Source organism: Gardnerella sp. c11Ua_71 (genome assembly GCF_055818025.1).
The window spans coordinates 37,942-51,488 of sequence record NZ_JARFVR010000006.1 but is presented as its reverse complement, the minus strand read 5'-3'; the positions used below and the strand labels follow the sequence as shown (position 1 = coordinate 51,488).

The 13,547-nt window shown below is 37.4% G+C and carries 12 protein-coding genes; 5 read left to right on the top strand and 7 right to left on the bottom strand.

Annotated elements, in window-relative coordinates; all coding sequences use genetic code 11:
* Window positions 1-37: 37 nt before the first annotated feature.
* The 7 genes from P0106_RS06015 to dnaA all read right to left on the bottom strand — a co-directional run bounded on the left by P0106_RS06015 (window position 38) and on the right by dnaA (window position 10,389).
* Entirely contained in the window at window positions 38-529 is a 492-nt protein-coding gene (locus P0106_RS06015; protein WP_101889964.1) for a DUF3566 domain-containing protein, read from the bottom strand.
* Window positions 522-3,161: a DNA gyrase subunit A gene (gene gyrA, locus P0106_RS06010; protein ID WP_116773007.1), complete on the bottom strand. Its 2,640-nt coding sequence runs from the start codon at window positions 3,159-3,161 to the stop codon at window positions 522-524. Before gyrA ends, P0106_RS06015 begins: the two co-directional genes overlap by 8 nt.
* A gap of 69 nt (window positions 3,162-3,230) precedes the next feature.
* The gene (gene gyrB, locus P0106_RS06005) at window positions 3,231-5,306 is read right to left on the bottom strand and encodes a DNA topoisomerase (ATP-hydrolyzing) subunit B (RefSeq protein ID WP_004114024.1); all 2,076 of its coding nucleotides are present in this window, start codon (window positions 5,304-5,306) and stop codon (window positions 3,231-3,233) included.
* A 150-nt stretch (window positions 5,307-5,456) separates the two neighbouring features.
* Window positions 5,457-5,948, bottom strand: a complete 492-nt coding sequence (locus tag P0106_RS06000) for a DciA family protein (protein WP_020759664.1) — start codon at window positions 5,946-5,948, stop codon at window positions 5,457-5,459.
* Between the two features lie 10 nt (window positions 5,949-5,958).
* Window positions 5,959-7,227, bottom strand: a complete 1,269-nt coding sequence (gene recF, locus P0106_RS05995) for a DNA replication/repair protein RecF (protein ID WP_473730558.1) — start codon at window positions 7,225-7,227, stop codon at window positions 5,959-5,961.
* A gap of 10 nt (window positions 7,228-7,237) precedes the next feature.
* Window positions 7,238-8,356: a DNA polymerase III subunit beta gene (gene dnaN / locus P0106_RS05990; protein WP_004114027.1), complete on the bottom strand. Its 1,119-nt coding sequence runs from the start codon at window positions 8,354-8,356 to the stop codon at window positions 7,238-7,240.
* A gap of 425 nt (window positions 8,357-8,781) precedes the next feature.
* Window positions 8,782-10,389, bottom strand: a complete 1,608-nt coding sequence (gene dnaA / locus P0106_RS05985) for a chromosomal replication initiator protein DnaA (protein WP_004114028.1) — start codon at window positions 10,387-10,389, stop codon at window positions 8,782-8,784.
* Window positions 10,390-10,798: 409 nt separating this feature from the next.
* Between dnaA and rpmH the strand changes: the two genes are divergently transcribed.
* The 5 genes from rpmH (at window position 10,799) to P0106_RS05960 (ending at window position 13,479) form a co-directional block, all read left to right on the top strand.
* Window positions 10,799-10,933 (top strand): 50S ribosomal protein L34, encoded by a 135-nt coding sequence (rpmH, locus tag P0106_RS05980; RefSeq protein WP_004114029.1) that lies wholly within the window; start codon window positions 10,799-10,801, stop codon window positions 10,931-10,933.
* Window positions 10,934-10,953: 20 nt separating this feature from the next.
* On the top strand, window positions 10,954-11,481 hold the full coding sequence (rnpA, locus tag P0106_RS05975) for a ribonuclease P protein component (protein WP_004120215.1): 528 nt from the start codon (window positions 10,954-10,956) through the stop codon (window positions 11,479-11,481).
* Window positions 11,482-11,487: 6 nt separating this feature from the next.
* Window positions 11,488-11,808, top strand: coding sequence for a membrane protein insertion efficiency factor YidD (gene yidD / locus P0106_RS05970; protein WP_016827106.1), 321 nt, complete (start codon window positions 11,488-11,490; stop codon window positions 11,806-11,808).
* Entirely contained in the window at window positions 11,808-12,815 is a 1,008-nt protein-coding gene (gene yidC / locus P0106_RS05965; RefSeq protein WP_004114035.1) for a membrane protein insertase YidC, read from the top strand. Before yidD ends, yidC begins: the two co-directional genes overlap by 1 nt.
* A 106-nt stretch (window positions 12,816-12,921) precedes the next feature.
* On the top strand, window positions 12,922-13,479 hold the full coding sequence (locus P0106_RS05960; RefSeq protein ID WP_004114037.1) for a Jag family protein: 558 nt from the start codon (window positions 12,922-12,924) through the stop codon (window positions 13,477-13,479).
* The last annotated feature ends 68 nt before the right edge of the window (window positions 13,480-13,547 follow it).

The window sequence follows — 13,547 nt, the reverse complement described above, 5'->3', positions numbered from 1 at the left end:
GGGGAATTTTTGATTATTTTATTTTAAATCACTTATTTTAATCATCGCCAAGAGTTAGATGGATTCCACCAACTAATGAACCAACAACGTTATATAGCAAAGCACCAATTGCAGAAAGTAGTGTTAAAATAACTATTTCCACAACAGAAAGAATTGTTACAGCACTTAAAATTGTTGGAAGAGAGAATACATCAGCAAGATTAAAACCGTTGCTATTCAAACCTGTTGATGAAACAATCTGAGTTACTTGATCAAAAACACCAACCATGTTTAGAAATAGCCAAACTAATCCTGCTGCAATTACTTGAATTATTCCTCCAGCTACGCTAAGAAGAAAAGTAACTTTTGCAACAGACCACGCATCTACCCTAACTAAGGAAAGACTCATTCTTCTAGCACGCGGCTGACTAGTTTTTCTCTTGGCATAACCATTAGATTCAAAACTAGCTGTTCCACCAATTGTTCTTGGAAAATTAGTGTTAGGTTCGCCATTAACTTTGCTATTGGATGTTTCAAAATCCTCACTCATCTAAGTTCCTTCTGCTAGTATTTTCTTCTACTTCTTCATTCTTATTGTCACTTTCATCATCTCTTTCCTCATTACGAGCTATAGAGATGATTTCGTCACCCTTATCTGGCTTAGCTAAAGTCACGCCTTGAGTTGTTCTACCAGTACGCTTAACTTCGTTAACATCAGAGCGAATTACCTTACCAGACTTCATAATTGCCATTACTTGATCTGTTTCTTCAACAATCAAGGCACCAACCAAAGAACCGCGACCTTCTGCAAGTTGAACAGCTTTAACACCGTATCCGTTTCTTCCTTGCAAACGATACTCTTCAATAGCGGTTCTCTTAGCAAAACCTTCATTAGTAACAACGAGAAGATCTTTACTTGTTTCTACAGATACAACATCCATATCAAGTAATTCGTCGCCTTCTCTAAATCGCATGCCTTGAACGCCTGCAGTTTGGCGGCCCATTGGTCGAAGTTGCTCATCATCTGCTCTAAACTTCAAGCTCATTCCAAGCTTAGAAACAAGAATAATGTCATCTTCTGAATTGCACAAAGCTGCACCAATCAACTCATCAGCAGGTTCGCCTGTTTCTTCATTAGTCATTAGTCGAACAGCAATCAAACCACCTTGACGTGGAGAATCATATTCTTGTAAAGCAGTTTTCTTAACTTTTCCAGAACGAGTTGCCAAAACCAAATACTTCGCTACATCATAATTTGGAATTGATAACACTGCTTGAATTGTTTCTCCAGGAGTAAATTGAAGCAAATTAGCAACATGCTGTCCTTTAGAATCTCTTGATCCTTCTGGAAGCTCATATGCTTTAATGCGATAAACGCGTCCGCGATTAGTAAAGAACAACAACCAATTGTGTGTAGAAGTTAAGAAGAAGTGATCTACAACATCATCTTCACGAAGCTTTGCACCCTTAATGCCTTTGCCTCCGCGGTGCTGAGCACGATACTCGTCTGCTTTTGTGCGCTTAATATAGCCTGCACGAGTTACTGTAACAACAACATTTTCTTCGGCAATAAGATCTTCAACATTCATTTCTCCCGAGAATGGAAGAATCTTAGTTCTACGCTCATCACCATACTTAGCAACAATTTCATCAAGCTCATCGCCAACAATTTTGCGCTGGCGCTCTGGGCTTGCAAGAATATCGTTGTAATCTTCAATCTTGCGCATTAATTCTTCATGCTCGTCAAGAATCTTTTGACGTTCCAAAGCTGCAAGTCTACGAAGTTGCATTGCAAGAATAGCATCTGCTTGAACATCATCAACATCAAGCAAATTCATCAAACCAGTACGAGCAGAATCAACATCTTTAGAAGATCTAATTAAAGCCACAACTTCATCGATCATATCCAAAGCTTTCAAATAGCCTTGCAAAATATGATCTCGCTCTTCTGCCTCACGCTTTAAGTAGCGTGTACGCCTATCAATAACTTCAAGCTGATGACTTACCCAATGACGAATAAACGCGTCTAAACTCAAAGTGCGCGGCACACCATCAACCAAAGCAAGCATGTTAGCGCCGAAAGTTTGCTGAAGCTGCGAATGCTTATACAAGTTGTTCAAAACAACTTTTGGAACAGCATCTCGCTTAAGAACAAGCACTAAACGCTGACCAGTACGGCCAGACGTTTCATCGCGCATATCTGCAATGCCTTGAATCTTTCCATCTCGCACAGCTTCCCTAATAGAAGCAGCTAAGCGATCAGGATTAACTTGGTATGGAAGCTCGGTGACAACCAAGCACATACGTCCCTTAATTTCCTCGGTATTAACTACTGCTCGCATTGTAATTAATCCGCGGCCTGTACGGTAAGCTTGCTCAATTCCCTTGTGACCTAAGATAGTTGCTCCAGTAGGGAAATCAGGTCCTTTAATTCTCTGAATTAAAGCTTCTAGAAGTTCGGAATTGCTAGCATCTGGGTGGTCCAAAGCCCAATGTACGCCATCTGCAACCTCACGCATATTATGAGGCGGAATATTTGTTGCCATACCAACAGCAATACCAGCAGAACCATTAACTAAAAGATTCGGGAAACGAGCTGGCAAAACTGTTGGTTCTTGAGTTTTACCATCGTAGTTTGGCAAGAAATCAACAGTATCTTTGTCAATATCTCGAACCATTTCCATAGCAAGAGGCGCCATACGGCATTCCGTATAACGCATTGCTGCTGCAGGATCATCACCTGGGGAACCAAAGTTTCCTTGACCATCAACAAGCATGTATCTCATTGACCAAGATTGAGCCATACGAACCAAAGTGTCATAGATAGCAGAATCACCATGAGGATGATACTTACCCATAACGTCGCCAACAACGCGAGAGCACTTGTTGTACCCTCTATCTGGCCTATAGCCGCCATCATACATAGCGTAAATAACACGACGATGCACTGGTTTTAAGCCATCTCGAACATCTGGTAAAGCGCGCTCAACAATAACAGAAAGTGCATAAGCAAGATATGATTCGCGCATTTCCTGCTGCAAATCCATGTGCTTTACGCGAGCACCTTTCATTAAGCCGTAATCAGTATTATCTGATTCTTGCGGACTTTGTGGTTCCATAGACCCATCAGGCAACTGATCTCTATATTCACCATCATTAGCGGCGTTTATTTCGTCTACCACTGCTATTCCTTCTTATTTATATTTTAAAGTTTATTTTGCTTTATTTTTACGTTGATTTATTAACTATTTTTAAGCATCAATAAATCTTGCATCATGAGCATTACGTTGAATAAAGAGCCTACGAGGTTCCACTTCGTCTCCCATAAGCATTGAGAATGTCTCATCAGCTCGAGCAGCATCTTCAATATGAATTTGCTTTAAGATTCTGTGTTCAGGGTCCATCGTTGTTTCCCACAGCTCCTGATAGCTCATCTCACCCAAGCCCTTGTATCGCTGAATACCTTCGCCTTTAGGAAGTTGTCTGCCTGCAGCTTTACCTTCTGCAAGAACTCGATCACGCTCAGCATCGGTATAAACAAAGTCATGTGCTCCCTTGCTCCACTTCAAACGGTAAAGAGGCGGCATAGCAACATAAACGTATCCTGCTGTAATCATTGGACGCATATAGCGGAAGAACAGTGTTAAATTCAATGTAGCAATATGAGCGCCGTCAACATCAGCATCAGCCATAATAATGACTTTGTGATATCGAACCTTACTTAAATCGAAGTCTTCACCATAACCGCCTCCAACAGCAGTTATTAAGGATTCAATAGTTTCCGACTTCATCATTCGATCAATTGAAGCGCGCTCAGTATTCAAAATCTTACCGCGCAAAGGCAAAATCGCTTGAGTAATAGGATCTCGTCCTTGAATTGCGGAGCCACCTGCGGAATCACCCTCAACTATAAACAGCTCGCATTCTTCTGGATTATTAGACTGGCAATCCTTCAATTTATCTGGCATTCCAGCAGTTTCAAAGATTGACTTTCTACGCGTATTTTCGCGAGCTTTCTTAGCTGCAATACGTGCACGAGAAGCTTCAATTGCTTTTTGAATAATGTTCTTTGCTTCACTTGGATGAGCGTCGAACCAATCTCCAAGCTTTTCAGTCATTACTCGCTGAACAAAGGTTTTAGCTTCAGAATTGCCAAGCTTGGTTTTAGTCTGACCTTCAAACTGTGGAGTTGTAAGCTTTACTGAAACAACTGCTGTTAATCCTTCTCGAACATCGTCACCAGAAAGATTAGTATCTTTTTCTTTTAAGATATTCTTTTCTCGAGCATAACGATTTACAAGAGATGTAAGTGCAGCTCGGAATCCTTCTTCGTGAGTACCACCTTCAGTAGTTGAAATAGTGTTAGCAAAAGTGTGAACTGCTTCCGAATATGCAACAGTCCATTGCATAGCAATTTCGGCAGAAATACCAATTTCAAGATCTTCAGCCTCAAAATCAATAACATCTGGCTCTACAGGAACAGCTTTTCGAGATTTAACCAAGTAGTCAACGTAATCTTTAATTCCGTGATCATACTTGTAGCTAACGCTTTGATGCTTTTCTTCACTAGTTGATTCATTTTCTCCTGTGACTTCGTCCCCTGCTTCATCAGGCTTGCGCAAATCAGTTAAAGAAATCTTCAATCCTTTGTTTAAGAAAGCCATCTGCTGGAATCTAGATCGCAAAGTTTCAAAATCGTATGTAGTTGTTTCAAAAATAGCACCATCTGGCCAGAATGTTACGGATGTACCAGTAGATTCACCTTCTTCCATTGGCTTTCCTTTTTCCAATGGTGCTGTTGGATGCTGATCTACATACGTTTGAGTCCAATGGAACCCTTGACGACGAACTTCAATTTCTACGCGTGTAGAAAGTGCGTTAACAACGGATATACCAACGCCATGCAAACCACCAGAAACGGCGTATCCGCCGCCGCCAAACTTTCCACCAGCATGAAGCTTAGTCATAACCGTTTCAACACCAGAAACGCCTTCTCCTGGTACTTCGTCAACTGGAATGCCTCTACCATCATCTACAACTTTTATTGCATTGTCTGGCAATATTGTCACTTCAATGTGAGAAGCATAACCAGCCAAAGCCTCATCAACCGAATTATCTACAATCTCGTATACAAGGTGGTGTAAGCCTCTTGGACCAGTTGAACCAATGTACATACCTGGTCTGATTCGGACTGCTTCTAATCCTTCGAGAACGCGAAGATCGCTAGCATCATAATGTTCAGGAGAAAGTGAATCATCAAGCTGAGCGTCATCGAGTTTATGTTCTTCAACAGAATTTTCCATTGAATTATCTTCAGTGTTTAACACTTTAGATCCCTTCCCGTATTACCTCATGCCAAGAGGCATTTACGAGGTCGATACACGCTAGAAAGCACAAAAAAGGGGTTTCTAGCGATTTAACTATATTACATAACATTCTACACATGCATAATGACCGCTCTTTATTAAGAGCCGTTATTAGTGATTCTTAATATTAAACCTACTATTTATTGATTTTTTGCCTGTTTTTTGCAAAGATGGACCAACTATTTTGACTTCTTTAATATTAATATTTTTTGAATATTCAAATATTTTTTTCTCAAGCATAGGTTTGCAGTAGCTAAGTTGTGTATACCAAACGTTTGATTTTGTTCTAACTATTAAAATACCGTCTTTTATTTGATCTATATAACAATTTAAAGATGCACTTTTACCAACTATTTTCCACCAATCTTCTCGCATTCTTGCTATAGCAAGCGGCTCATTCCAATGTTTTTTATTAGCAAAATTACCTAGCAACGAATACAGATTTTGTGGATCCCTACCAGGTTTTCCAAAACTTTCCCAAGATTTATAAGCATTTTGCTCGTTTATTGTTTTCTTTTCTCCCCTTTTTTCTATAGGAGAAAAAACAATCTCAGGAAGCTTTCTAGTGTCTAATTTTAATAATTTATTTACGGGAATTTTCATTATTTTCCCCTTAACTATTAGAATTATTCTCGATATTATTTTTTCGATTATTAATAATATCTTTTAGTAGATCTTTATGATTAGAGTCAAGATTATTATTAAAGAAATTTTCATCTTGATTATTATTTTTTTCTACTATTTTAGATATATCAATAAATGATTCTTCTGAAAGATTCTCATCTTTTGGTATATCACTTAAGGATGCAACTGTAATAAAAACTTGTTCTTGTTCTTTTGCAAACTCTAAAATTTGTTTTCTTCTAGATTCATCTAATTGTGAAAAAACATCATCCAAAATAACTATTGGTTTTTGATTATTTTTTTCTTCTAAAGTCTTAAATAAAGCCATTTTTAAAGCTAATGCTAGAGTCCATGATTCACCATTAGAAGCAAATTCTTTTGCAGGATGATTATTTATTAATATTGTAAAATCATCTCTATGAGGACCTATTAGGTTGTATCCTCTAGCAACTTCCCCAGCATAAATTCGTTGAAAATGCTCGCTTATAGCTTTTTGCGGAAAATAATCTTCTTTTGATTCAACTTCTAACTCTTCAAAAGACGGATTATATTGTATCGAAGCAAAATTAGAAGATCGGGAAAGTTTATCTACTATTTTAGGAAAAATTTCATTTAACAAATTTATTATTTTTTTTCGATTTTTTGTAAGAATTATTCCTGATTCAATGAATTTACCCGTCCATATTTCCAAATCAGATATAGGATTATATCCATTTGTTGAACTAGCTAAATTATTATTAGATAGACTTTTAAGAAGATATGCACGTTGTTTTGCAATATGATTATATTCTTGTAAAACTTGTAAATAATTTGGTATTAATAGTGCTCCAGCTTGATCTATAAAAGTCCTACGAATATTAGGATCTGAAAAAATCAAATTTTGATCTCTTGGAGTGAAAGAAATGGATTTAACTAATCCAATTATGTCCTTCATATACAATGATTTTCCACTATTAATTCTTGCTCTGTTAGATCCTTTTGAATTAATCGTAAGCTCATATGTAGTTTCATCTAAATTATTATTATCAAAATTTTTAGTATTAAGTCGTATGGTAGCACAACTGTTATTGCACTCTATCAGTGGCATCAAAGATGATATTCTATGACTTGTTCCAGTAGATATAACTTCTATAGCTTCAACAATATTAGTTTTACCTAAACCATTTGAGCCAAATAGAACATTAATTTTTGGAGAAAAGTCTAATACACAACTACTCCAAGAACGAAAATGATCTAGTACAAGTCTTGAAACATACATTTATTTATCTTTAAGGATGCATTGGAACAACAAGATATCTGTAATTCATAGACTCATCGCCATCAGCTTCCTGCTGACCATTAAATTCAACAGGCTTAACTGCAGATGTGATTTTTGCATGAACAAATGGCTCGCTTATAGCGCTTAAACCTTCAATTAAATAATTAGGATTAAAAGCAACTATAATATCTTGACCGTCCATGTCTATATCGATAAGTTCTTTTGCTTGAGATTCTGAATCATTTCCAGCACTTAAAGTTAATTCATCCCCAGAGAAAGACATGTAAATAGGAGCATCTTTTTCTGCAACAAGTGCAACTCGCTTAATAGCATTAATAAGCATTGTTCGATTAATAATTGCATGAATAGGATATTCATCAACAAAAAGTCGATCTACAGAAGGAAATTCTCCATCAATTAGTTGAGAAGTACTTACTCTACCAGAATTTTCAAAACCAAGAATAGATGGTTCTTTATCATTTAGGTTTACAATAACATTTTGATGTTCATCTATTGATCGAGAAATATCTCTAAGAATGCTTCCTTTGATTAGAGTAGAAGTATTTATGTCAGAATGTTCTGGTGTCCACTTAAAAGTTGATCTTGCAAGACGATATCTGTCTGTAGCAGTGAAAGTAACAGAATCATCTTCAAAATGAGCATGAATTCCAGTCAAAACAGGTCTATCTTCTTCTCTTGAAACAGCCACAGAAGCTTGTACTACTGCCTGAACAAAAGTAGGAGCATCTACCTGACCAAGTTTTTCAGGAATTTGTGGTAAATCAGGATATTCTCCTTCAGGCATTAGTTGGAGTGTGAAAGTTGATTTTCCAGAAGAAATAGTAAGAGTAGTTTCATTAGAGGATAAATAGGTTTTTTCTGATGGTAAAGATTTAGTTATATCTGCCATCAATTTGCCTAATACGAGTACACTACCCTGCTCATCTATTCCAGCTTCAACATGATGTCTGCTAGAGAGCTGATAGTTAAAAGCAGAAAGTTGAAGAATTCCATCTTTTGCTTCTAGTTTTAGTCCTGCAAGAATAGGATTAGCTGGTCTAGAATCTATGACTCTAGTTGTCCAAGCTACTGCATCAGCAAAAGAAGCGGAATTAACTTCAACTTTCATTTTTCCTCATTTCTGTTTAAATCTGTGTTTTATTCTATATCATGCTGCCAATTAAAAATCATATTTTATGAAAGTTAGTTGAGTAAGTAATTAAGTATGAATATTAGATAAAAATAAAATAGTAAAAGTAATAAAGGTTGTTAACATGTGGATAAAGTTAAAGAACTGCTGATTTAGAGCCTTTATCCACAATTTAAAAATGTTGACAACACAAAGAGAAGTATGTGCATAAATGCTGAAGTTATCCACATAATTTTCTAGTTTTTATCTTATTAACATTTTTATCGTAGTTAAAAACATTTTATTCACTTTTTAAACGGCGTTTTCCACCAGTTATTCGCAGTTTTTGCCCACATTTGTTACTAACTATGTGGATAACTTTATTTACTTTAATAAACAAATTATGAATAAACTTGTGCAAAACTCTATTTTTTGGAAGGATTTTGTTTCAAACGAACAGTCAATTCCATAACATAGTTATAAATTTCTTGCTTTTCCTGCATTTCGCCACTAATTCTGGTATAAGCATGCATAACAGTGGTATGATCTCTTCCACCAAAAACTTCTCCAATATCAACCAAGCTCATGCTAGTCATTTCTCTAGCTAAATACATTGCAATTTGACGAGCTAAAGCAACATTTTTAGTTCTTGATCTTCCAACCATCTCATCAAAAGTCATATGGAAATATTGAGCAACCTGACCGATAATATCTGTTGGTCTAACTTCAATATCGGATGCAAAAAAGTCCTGTAAAGCTTGCTCAGCTAAAGCCTTACTAACTGGTTGGTTACTAAGAGAAGCAACCGCCGTAACACGAGTTAAAGCGCCTTCAAGTTCGCGAATATTTTCAGTAAAACGTTCCGCAATAAGATCCAAAACATCACTAGGAACATTGGACCCATTCATAGAAGCCATCATTCGTAAAATAGCAATACGAGTTTCTAAATCAGGCGGTTTAATATCTACTGTTAAACCAGATTCAAATCTAGAAATAAGTCTAGATTCAAATCCTCTAAGATTTTTAGGAGCAACATCAGAAGCTATTACGATTCTTTTATTAGCCTGATATAAAGCGTTAAAAGTATGGAAAAATTGTTCAAGAGTTGCTTCTTTACCACCTAAAAATTGAATATCATCGATTAGTAGAACGTCAACTTCGCGGTATCTTCTATTAAAGTTAGCAATCTGACCTTGATTTTGACTTGTATTTTGTAAAGCCTCAATAAATTCATTAGTAAACTCTTCGCTTGTAATATATCGAACTTTAAGGGAAGAATCTTTAACAAGCGCATAATTTCCAATTGCGTTAAGCAAATGTGTTTTGCCAAGACCAGATCCACCGTAAATACACAAAGGATTAAAATCGCGTCCTGAGCCTTCTGCAACTGCCAATGCTACTGTGCGAGCAAAACGATTGGAATCGCCAGGAACAAACGTGTCAAAAGTGGCATAAGTATTCAAATGAGTTGTTGGATCTCTATTAACTGATGCAGGTATATTTGTCTGCTTTTGATTAATAGATTGCACATTGAGATTTGTATTTTGCATGGTTTTCAAACCAGTTGCGTAATCAAAATCTTTCTGTACAGGAATTGAATCATAAGAATCGTCCAAAAAAGATTCAACTTTTTTAGGATCAGAAGAATCATTAGAATCTGACGAATCAGAATTATTATTTGTAGTATTATCTAGCGATTGAGAAGTTTTTGAAGTATTACTTACATTTTGTAAAGTATTGTTATTCTCTTTCTCACTATTTTGGATAATTTTAAATGCTGGAAACATGTCTTTTCCAGTACAAATTTTCAAAGAAGTTAGCAGAGCAGAACTAAGTTCGTTTTGCAGAGCTTGCTGAGTCTCAATATTAGAAACGCATAAAACAATTGTTGTTCCAAAAATAGCTTCAGGTTTTACACTCTCAAACCAACTTTTATCCCGATTGCTTAGAAGTGCATTATGGCGCAACACGGCGAGAGTATTAGACCATACTATGGCGGCTTGAGCACTAGGATCCTCAAAGGCTTCAGACATGTTACACCCCCAATCAAAAGTAATTTCCTTTTCGCATTAACAACTCAGTGTATTTTTTTAATACACATTTATGTGTGAAAAGAGTGCTAGTAGAATATGTTTACTCCGACCCTAAGAAGTTATCCACAGCCTAGCGTGTTGAAAATACTTGTATGTTAATAACATGTGTGTAATTTGTGGATAATGTAAAACTTAGTAATCCACATTTTCCAACGATTTTAAGACGAATTATTTACGTTTTTTAATAGATTTATAAAGTTATTTAGAGAATAAGAATTATTCTAAAAGTCCTATTTAGAACACGATAATTAATAAAATTTTAGTTCTTGGTGAGGGGTGATAGTAATTTGGTATAGCTTGACTCATACGGAGCCATGCTTTTGCATGGCTAAATACAGGAGCGTTAGTTATGAAGAGGACATTCCAGCCTAACAACCGTCGTCGTCACATGAAGCACGGCTTCCGCGTCCGCATGCGTACGCGTGCTGGTCGCGCAGTGATTAACCGTCGTCGTGCCAAGGGCCGCAAGACACTTTCTGCCTGAGCTGGGACGCGTCGTAAAGCATGGATAGGCTGAAAAGCCATCGCGATTTTGTCGCGGTGCTCAAAAAACGACGCAAAGTGTGTTCACGGGATATAGTCGCGCATTATGATATGCGTGTATGTGTAACCGTATTAGACGCGCTTAACGAAGACAGAAAAGTAAGTCCAGATGATATTGCCACGGGTTTTGAAAACACTCCCGCGGCATTTTGTGATACCTTAAAGCAACCTCAAAAAAATGATGTTGCTTTAAGGTTAGGTCTTGCTGTATCTAAATCAGTTGGAAAAGCTGTTATTCGAAATAAGGTAAAACGACGTTTTAGGGTAATAGCAAAAGAGCACGAGTCGTTGCTTCCATATGGTTGCGATGTAGTATTGCGTGCAAAACCTACTGCTGCACAATCTTCGTTTGATTCGTTGAATGAGCAAATCAAAAAGATTTTCGGCAAAATAGCTAAAAATCTTCAAGATCAAAATCAATTCATGCAAACTATGTGCTTAAAAACTAGCGAAGATAGTGATAGTAAAGCAAGCTCGCAGGAGCAGTGATGAATCATGAGCGGTAGAAATAGTGTTGTAGCGAATTTGATTATAAAAGCGATTCGCTGGTATCAACGCGTGATTTCTGCCAAAAGACCTGCTTGCTGTCGTTATTATCCAACGTGCTCAAGATACGCTATAGAAGCCGTTAGCCGCTATGGGGCGTTTAAGGGTGGTATTCTAGCCGTTTTACGTCTGTTGCGCTGTAGACCATGGACTAGCTGCAGTATTGACGACGTACCACGAAAATATTCAATTTTTTATCGTTGCGCCTGGTCTAAAGCGCATGAAGAGCCACGGTTAACTCCCTTGGCTGACGAAGACAAGGATAACTAATGTTTAATCAAGATCATTTCTTACTTGATAACGGAATTTGGGGATGGTTTTATAAAATCCTTACGCCAGTTGAATGGCTTATGACTCAAGTAATGTCACTTTTCCACAAGCTATTTGTTCTTATTGGGATGAATGAAATTGGATTCTCTTGGGTACTTTCAATCGTTTTCCTTGTGCTTGTTGTGCACGCGTGCATATTCCCTGCCTTTATAAAAAGCATTAAAGGTATGCGCAATATGCAAGCAATCGCTCCTAAAATGAAGAAAATTCAGCAAAAGTATAAGGGTAAAAGCGATCCTGCTAGCAAAGAAGCCATGCAGCGAGAAATGATGAAGCTGTATCAAGAAAACAACGCAAATCCTGCAGGAAGCTGCCTGCCAATGATGATTCAAGGTCCAGCGTTTATGAGTATTTGGTACACGCTTTCCGTTATACCATTTATTGCTAGAGGCAAGCATACTGCTCTTGGTGCTTTTGATGTTGCTACAGCACAGCAATTTGTTAAAACTCATGTGTTTGGCGTTGGTGTTTCCGACACGTTTATGACGGTTCAAGCGGGCGGAAAAGTTGTTATTGTAATCTTTGTTATATTGATGTGTGCTGCAATGTGGTACATGCAATTTAACAATATTCGTAAGAATCTTCCGCCAGAATCGAAGCAGGGTCCCCAGTATACGATGCAAAAACTTATGATGTGGGGATTCCCATTAATCTACGTTTTCTCTGCATTCGCTCTTCCATTTGCAATGCTTGTTTATTGGCTTGTAAACAACATTATGAATATGCTTCGCTCTATTTGGCAGGTATATGCTTTCCCAACTCCAGGTTCTCCAGCTGCGGAGGAAAAAGAAAAACGAGATTATAAGAATGAATCCGAACGTCGTAAACGTGAAGGATTGCCATCTATTGAAGAAGAAAAGCTTCAAAAAGCTCGCGAAGAAGCTAAGCGTAGAGAAGCCGAAGGGTTTCAACGTAAGCAGCCTACGCGTAAGCGAAAAAATAAATAGATAAAAATATGTGAATAAACAAGTAGGTAATTTTGGATTTATCTTCAGTTACACTTGTAAACAGAATTGTGATTCTTGACATTTATTGCAATTAAGGAGTATGTAAATGGCGCAAGACGAAACTAGAAGCATTGACCAGCTCAATGAGGAAGCTGATATAGCTGCCGATTACTTAGAAGGACTTCTAGATATTGCTGATTATGAGGGCGATATTGAAATGGGTGTTCGTAACAATAGACCGATGATTCAGATTGTTGCGGATGATGATTCCGATATTAAGCATTTGATTGGCAGGGATGGAGAAGTTGTTGACGCATTGCAGCAGCTTAGCCGATTAGCTATTCAACAAAAAACTGGTGAGAGATCTCATTTAATTGTTGATGTTGATGGATTCCTTAAGCGTAAGCGTCAGCATTTGCGTGATATTGCTTTGGATGCTGTTGATGAGGTTCGTGAGACTGGGGATCCAGTTGAATTGAAGCCGATGAATTCATTTGAACGTAAAGTAATTCATGACACTGTGCGAGATGAGGGTCTGCGTTCTAGGTCTCATGGAGAAGAACCACATCGTTATGTAACCGTTTATATGCCTGTAAGTGCAGTTGAAGACGAAGATCTTGATGATATAGCTGTTGACGTAGATGAAGAGTATATAGAAGACTGATTTAAGATTTTGCAATTTTCATGATTGCACGAGGCTGTTGAAACACTATAAAAGTAACACAATGAAAC

Bases quoted from the DNA above. Each gene is read 5' to 3' on its own strand.
- P0106_RS06015 (WP_101889964.1), bottom strand. From the start codon at position 529: ATGAGTGAGGATTTTGAAACATCCAATAGCAAAGTTAATGGCGAACCT.
- P0106_RS06000 (WP_020759664.1), bottom strand. From the start codon at position 5,948: ATGAAAATTCCCGTAAATAAATTATTAAAATTAGACACTAGAAAGCTT.
- recF (WP_473730558.1), bottom strand. From the start codon at position 7,227: ATGTATGTTTCAAGACTTGTACTAGATCATTTTCGTTCTTGGAGTAGT.
- dnaN (WP_004114027.1), bottom strand. From the start codon at position 8,356: ATGAAAGTTGAAGTTAATTCCGCTTCTTTTGCTGATGCAGTAGCTTGG.
- dnaA (WP_004114028.1), bottom strand. From the start codon at position 10,389: ATGTCTGAAGCCTTTGAGGATCCTAGTGCTCAAGCCGCCATAGTATGG.
- rpmH (WP_004114029.1), top strand. From the start codon at position 10,799: ATGAAGAGGACATTCCAGCCTAACAACCGTCGTCGTCACATGAAGCAC.
- rnpA (WP_004120215.1), top strand. From the start codon at position 10,954: ATGGATAGGCTGAAAAGCCATCGCGATTTTGTCGCGGTGCTCAAAAAA.
- yidD (WP_016827106.1), top strand. From the start codon at position 11,488: ATGAGCGGTAGAAATAGTGTTGTAGCGAATTTGATTATAAAAGCGATT.
- yidC (WP_004114035.1), top strand. From the start codon at position 11,808: ATGTTTAATCAAGATCATTTCTTACTTGATAACGGAATTTGGGGATGG.
- P0106_RS05960 (WP_004114037.1), top strand. From the start codon at position 12,922: ATGGCGCAAGACGAAACTAGAAGCATTGACCAGCTCAATGAGGAAGCT.